Origin of the sequence: Elioraea sp. Yellowstone, assembly GCF_006704265.1 — a bacterium.
Classification (GTDB): Bacteria; Pseudomonadota; Alphaproteobacteria; order Acetobacterales; family Acetobacteraceae; genus Elioraea.
On the sequence record NZ_VIKA01000190.1, the window covers coordinates 1 to 5,564 of the forward strand.

Sequence of the window (5,564 nt, forward strand, 5' to 3'; positions counted from 1 at the left end):
GGCTCGACCAGCGGCAGGACCGGCCGGGCGGGGGCGCGGTCGCGTCGCGCGACCTGCGCTTCGAGGACCGCGCCGATGGCGGGGTGGGGATTGTCGATGCCCGCGCCGGCGCGACGATCGCCGCGATCGCGCCGGGCGAGGGCGGCTTCGTGCGCGCCACGCTGCGCGGGCTTGCGCGCGAGCGCAGGCGCGAGGAGCTGGGCCGCGAGATCCCGTTCCGGCTGACCGTCTGGGGCGACGGGCGGCTGACGCTCGAGGACCCGGCGACCGGACGCTTCGTCGATCTCGGCGCCTTCGGCCAGACCCAGGCCGAGACCTTCGCGCGACTGATCACGGCAGGGAGGAACGCGCCATGATCCTCGACCGGCTGCTCGGCCGACACACGGTCGAGATCACCTGCGAGGTCGACATCGAACAGTCGCCCGACAGCCTGCACGCCTACGCGATCCCGGTCGGGATCGCGATCAATCCGGGCGACACGGTCTATCTGCACGGCGTGCCGACGAGGATCGGCTACAATGAGCGGCGCACCATGACCTGCCGCGCGACCGTGGTCCGCGCCGGCTGGTTCGACCGCTGGAAGACCGAGATGGCGGCGATCTTCGAGCTCACGGAGCTCTACCATGTCGGCTTCGAGCCGAAGGAGGCGGCGCATGTATGACGTCACCCCCGCGCCGGAGAAGGCGCTCAACGAGACGATCGCCGATGTCGCGGCCGAGCGCGCCGGCGGCCGCCGCCCCCTCAACGAGACGACGCGGGCGGCGCTCAGGGACACGATGCTGACGCCGCGCTTCTACACCACCGACTTCGACGCCATGGACCGGATGAGCGTCGCGCCGATCCGCGAGGACTGGGACCGGCTGATGGCCGAGTTCGCCTCCGATCCCAACAAGGGCCACTTCACGCGCACCGAGGAGTTCGACGCCTTCCGTCTCGAGGATCTGCCCGAGGGGCTGAGGCGCGAGTTCATCGACTTCCTGGTCAGCTCCGTCACCGCCGAATTCTCGGGCTGCGTGCTCTATGCCGAGATCAGGAAGCGCGCCTCCAACCCCGACATCAAGGCGCTGTTCGGCTACATGGCGCGCGACGAGAGCCGCCATGCCGGCTTCATCAACGACAGCCTGAAGGACTGCGGCGTCGGGGTCGACCTCTCCTTCCTGACCAAGGCCAAGAAGTACACCTACTTCAAGCCGAAGTTCATCTTCTACGCGACCTACCTGTCCGAGAAGATCGGCTATGCCCGCTACATCTCGATCTACCGCCAGCTCGAACGCCACCCCGAGAACCGCATCCATCCGATCTTCAAGTGGTTCGAGAAGTGGTGCAACGACGAGTTCCGCCACGGCGAGGCCTTCGCGCTCCTGATGCGGGCCAATCCCGAGATGCTGGCAGGGCTCAACAAGCTGTGGGTGCGCTTCTTCCAGCTCGCCGTGTTCGCCACGATGTTCGTGCGCGACCATGCGCGGCCGGAGTTCCACAAGGCGCTCGGCCTCGACCCGACCGAATACGACATGCAGGTGTTCCGCATCACCACGCAGATCTCCAGGCAGGTCTTCCCGGTGACGCTCGACATCGAGAACCCCGCCTTCCTGCGCGGGCTCGAGCGCATGTTCCGCATCACCGAGGCGATGGGCGCGGCGAGGCGGCGGGGCGGGTTCGGCGGCCGGGTCCGCCGTCTCGGCCTCGGCCTCGCCGCCGCCGCCACCTTCCTCCGCCTCTACCTGCTGCCGGCCAGGCACGCCCCCCTGCCCGACCAGGTGCGGCTGAGCCCGGCCTGGTAGGCGCGCCGTGACCGCGATCGCGCTCGCCGTCGCCGCCACGCTGTTCGCGTGGTGGTTCGGCACGGGTGCGATCTTCTGGCTGAACGGGCTGGCGCAGCGCGCGCGCCGCTGGAGCATCGCGGCGGCGAGCGGGCTGCTCGCGGTCGCGCTCGCCGGCATCGCGGCGACCGCGGATCAGGCGACGACGGGCGCGGCCTATCTCGGCTTCGCCTGCGGGCTGATGGTCTGGGCCTGGGTGGAGCTCACCTTCCTCACCGGGCTGATCACGGGGCCCAACCGCGCGCCCGCGGCACCCGGCCTCGCGCTCGCGGCGCGCTTCCGCCTCGCGGTCGGCGCGATCCTCTGGCACGAACTCACGATCCTCGCGCTCACGGCCCTCGTCTTCGCGCTCTCCTGGGGCGGCGCCACCATGACCGGGGCCTGGACGATGCTCATGCTCTGGGCGATGCGCAGCTCCGCCAAGGTCAACATCTTCCTCGGCGTGCGCAACACCTATGCCGGGCTGCTGCCCGAGCACATGCGCTACCTCGCCAGCCACTTCAGCGCCGGGCGGGTCAATCCGCTGTTCTGGCCCGCGCTCGCCGCCTGCCTCCTCGCCGCCGCGCTGCTGTTCGCCGCCGCCGCCGGGGCCGGTCCCGCCGAGGCCGCGGCGTTCGCGATCCTCGGCACCCTCGCCGCCCTTGGCGCGCTCGAGCACGCCTTCCTGGTGCTGCCGGTCCGCTCCGAGGCGCTCTGGTCCTGGGGCCTCGGCGGGCGCGCCGCCCACCTTCCCGACCATCGCCATCCCCCCAGCCCTCACCGGCCGACGCCGCTCCCCCGCGCCGTCGCACCCACGGAGGCAGCATGAACTACGAGGCCTTCTTCCGCGCCGCCCTCGACGGCCTGCGCCGCGAGGGGCGCTACCGCCACTTCGCCGATCTGGAGCGCCAGGCGGGGAACTTCCCGCGAGCGACGCACTACCGTGCGAAGGGCACGGCGGAGGTCACCGTCTGGTGCTCGAACGACTATCTCGGCATGGGCCAGCACCCCGCCGTGCTCGCCGCCATGCACGAGGCGATCGACCGGTGCGGCGCCGGCGCGGGCGGCACGCGCAACATCGCCGGCACGAACCACTATCACGTCACGTTGGAACAGGAGCTCGCCGACCTGCACGGCAAGGAGGCGGCGCTGCTGTTCAACTCCGGCTACATGTCGAACTGGGCGACGCTGTCCACGCTCGCCTCGCGCCTGCCCGGCTGCGTGGTGCTGTCGGACGCGCTGAACCACGCCTCGATGATCGAGGGGATCCGCCACTCGCGCGCCGAGCGGATCGTGTTCCGCCACAACGACCCCGAGGACCTCGACCGCCACCTCGCCGCGCTCGACCCGGAACGGCCGAAGCTCGTCGCCTTCGAGAGCGTCTACTCGATGGACGGCGACATCGCCCCGATCGCCGAGATCTGCGACGTCGCCGAGGCGCACGGGGCGATGACCTATCTCGACGAGGTGCACGCGGTCGGGCTCTACGGCCCGCGCGGCGGCGGCATCGCCGAGCGCGACGGGGTGGCGCACCGCCTCACCGTGATCGAGGGCACGCTCGGCAAGGCGTTCGGCGTGGTCGGCGGCTACATCGCCGGCTCGGCCAGCCTGGTCGACTTCGTGCGCAGCTTCGCCTCGGGCTTCATCTTCACCACCGCGATCCCGCCCGCGGTCGCCGCCGGCGCGCGCGCGGCGATCCGGCATCTGAAGCGCTCGGACGAGGAGCGGGCGCGGATGCACGCGAATGTCGCGGAGCTGCGCCGGCGGCTCGACGCGATCGGCGTGCCCCATCTCGCCAACCCGAGCCATATCGTTCCCGTGATGGTGGGCGACGCGGTGCTGTGCAAGCGGATCAGCGACATCCTGCTCGACCGCTACGCGATCTACGTGCAGCCGATCAACTACCCGACCGTGCCGCGCGGCACGGAGCGGCTGCGCATCACCCCCTCGCCGCTGCACGGTCCCGCCGACATCGACCACCTGGTCGGCGCGCTGGCCGAGATCTGGGCCGACCTGCGCCTCAGGCGCGCGGCCTGAGCGGCACGGCGGTGCCCTACGACGCCACACGGCCGGCGCAGCTCGCGGCCGCGACGCGGCGCGCGCCCTTCCCCTTCGCCGCGATCGTCGGCCAGGAGGAGATGAAGCGCGCCCTGCTGATCGCGGCGGTCGATCCCGCGGTGGGGGGCGTGCTGGTGTTCGGCGACCGCGGCACCGGCAAGTCCACCGCCGTGCGCGCGCTCGCCGCCCTGCTGCCGCCGATGAAGGTGGTGCAGGGCTGCGCCTATGGCTGCGATCCGGCCGCCCCGGCGGGGCTGTGCGCGGCGTGCGCCGGGGCGGCGGCGCGGCGTCTCGCGACCGTGCCGGTCCCCGTCGTCGATCTGCCGCTCGGCGCGACCGAGGACCGCGTGGTCGGCGCGCTCGACATCGAGCGCGCGCTCGGCGAGGGCGTGAAGGCGTTCGAGCCCGGCCTGCTCGCGCGCGCGCATCGCGGCTTCCTCTACATCGACGAGGTGAACCTGCTCGAGGACCACCTGGTCGACCTGCTGCTCGACGTCGCCGCCTCGGGCGAGAACGTGGTCGAGCGCGAGGGCATCAGCATCCGCCATCCGGCGCGGTTCGTGCTCGTGGGCAGCGGCAACCCCGAGGAGGGCGAGCTGCGCCCCCAGCTGCTCGACCGCTTCGGGCTCTCGGTCGAGGTGCGCACGCCCGAGGATCTGCCGTCGCGGATCGAGGTGGTGAAGCGGCGCGACGCCTATGAGCGCGATCCCGAGGGCTTCGCGGCGGCGTGGCGCAAGGCCGAGGCGAAGCTGCGCCGGCAGATCGTCGCGGCGCGCGCGCGTCTTGCCGAGGTCGCGGTCGGCGATGCCGTGCTGGAACGGGCGGCCAGGCTCTGCATGGCGCTCGGCACCGACGGGCTGCGCGGCGAGCTGACGCTGATCCGCGCCGCGCGCGCGCTCGCGGCACTCGAGGGCGACGCCGAACTCGGCGAGGCGCATCTGCGTGCGGTCGCCGCTTCGGCGCTCCGGCACCGGCTGCGGCGCAATCCGCTGGACGAGACCGGCTCGACCGCGCGGATCGAGCGCGCCCTCGCCGACCTCTTCGACGGGCGAGCATGACGCCCGCCGACGCTCGGGACGCCGCCGCGATCGTCGCCGTCGATCCGCGCGGCACCGGCGTGCTGCTGCGCGCGGGACCGGGGCCGGCGCGGGACCGCTGGCTCGCGCTCCTCCAGGCGCTCTGGCCCGGCCCGGGGTCCCTGCGGCGCGTGCCGGCGACGATCACCCCCGACCGGCTGGTCGGCGGGCTCGACCTCGCGGCGACCCTCGCCACCGGCCGGGCGCAGGCCGAGCGCGGCGTGCTCGCGGCGGCCGATGGCGGCGCGCTGATCCTCGCCATGGCCGAACGCCTGCCGCCCGCGACCGCGGCCTGCATCGCCGCCGCGCTCGAGACCGGTGCGGTGGCGGTGCAGCGCGACGGCCTGGACCTCCGCCTGCCGGCGCGCTTCGGCGTGATCGCGCTCGACGAGGGGATGGCCGAGGAGGAGCGCGTGCCGGGCGTGCTCGCCGACCGGCTGGCGATGCAGCTGGTGCTGGATGCCGATGCGCCGCCGCCCGACGGACCGGTCGCGGCGATCGCCGCGGCGCGCGCGCGGCTCTCCGCGGTGCGGGTGGACGCGGCGACCATCGCGGCGTTCTGTGCCGCCGCAGCGGCGCTCGGGATCGCCTCCTTGCGCGCGCCGGTGCAGGCGCTCGCGGTCGCCCGCGC

At 73.1% G+C, this 5,564-nt stretch carries 6 protein-coding genes and 1 pseudogene; all 7 read left to right on the forward strand.

All coding sequences use genetic code 11. The features are described 5' to 3' along the window. On the forward strand, positions 1–356 hold a 356-nt coding region (gene puhC / locus FK498_RS17065), incomplete at its 5' end, for a photosynthetic complex assembly protein PuhC (RefSeq protein WP_141856679.1). Further along, complete coding sequence (locus tag FK498_RS17070) at positions 353–661, forward strand: hypothetical protein (protein ID WP_141856681.1); 309 nt, start codon at positions 353–355, stop codon at positions 659–661. The genes puhC and FK498_RS17070, both read left to right, overlap by 4 nt. Beyond that, positions 654–1,781, forward strand: a complete 1,128-nt coding sequence (gene acsF, locus FK498_RS17075) for a magnesium-protoporphyrin IX monomethyl ester (oxidative) cyclase (protein WP_202614898.1) — start codon at positions 654–656, stop codon at positions 1,779–1,781. Before FK498_RS17070 ends, acsF begins: the two co-directional genes overlap by 8 nt. 7 nt (positions 1,782–1,788) lie before the next feature. Next, positions 1,789–2,628: a putative photosynthetic complex assembly protein PuhE gene (puhE, locus tag FK498_RS17080; protein WP_141856682.1), complete on the forward strand. Its 840-nt coding sequence runs from the start codon at positions 1,789–1,791 to the stop codon at positions 2,626–2,628. Then, positions 2,625–3,836 (forward strand): 5-aminolevulinate synthase, encoded by a 1,212-nt coding sequence (gene hemA, locus FK498_RS17085; RefSeq protein WP_141856684.1) that lies wholly within the window; start codon positions 2,625–2,627, stop codon positions 3,834–3,836. Before puhE ends, hemA begins: the two co-directional genes overlap by 4 nt. Positions 3,837–3,847: 11 nt before the next feature. Further along, on the forward strand, positions 3,848–4,915 hold the full coding sequence (gene bchI, locus FK498_RS17090) for a magnesium chelatase ATPase subunit I (protein ID WP_141856686.1): 1,068 nt from the start codon (positions 3,848–3,850) through the stop codon (positions 4,913–4,915). Next, positions 4,912–5,564, forward strand: a pseudogene (bchD, locus tag FK498_RS17095) (magnesium chelatase ATPase subunit D); the annotation flags it as partial. The gene bchI and the pseudogene bchD, both read left to right, overlap by 4 nt.

Excerpts from the sequence above, each read along its gene's own strand:
- hemA (WP_141856684.1), top strand. The coding sequence starts at position 2,625 with ATGAACTACGAGGCCTTCTTCCGCGCCGCCCTCGACGGCCTGCGCCGC.
- acsF (WP_202614898.1), top strand. The coding sequence starts at position 654 with ATGTATGACGTCACCCCCGCGCCGGAGAAGGCGCTCAACGAGACGATC.
- FK498_RS17070 (WP_141856681.1), top strand. The coding sequence starts at position 353 with ATGATCCTCGACCGGCTGCTCGGCCGACACACGGTCGAGATCACCTGC.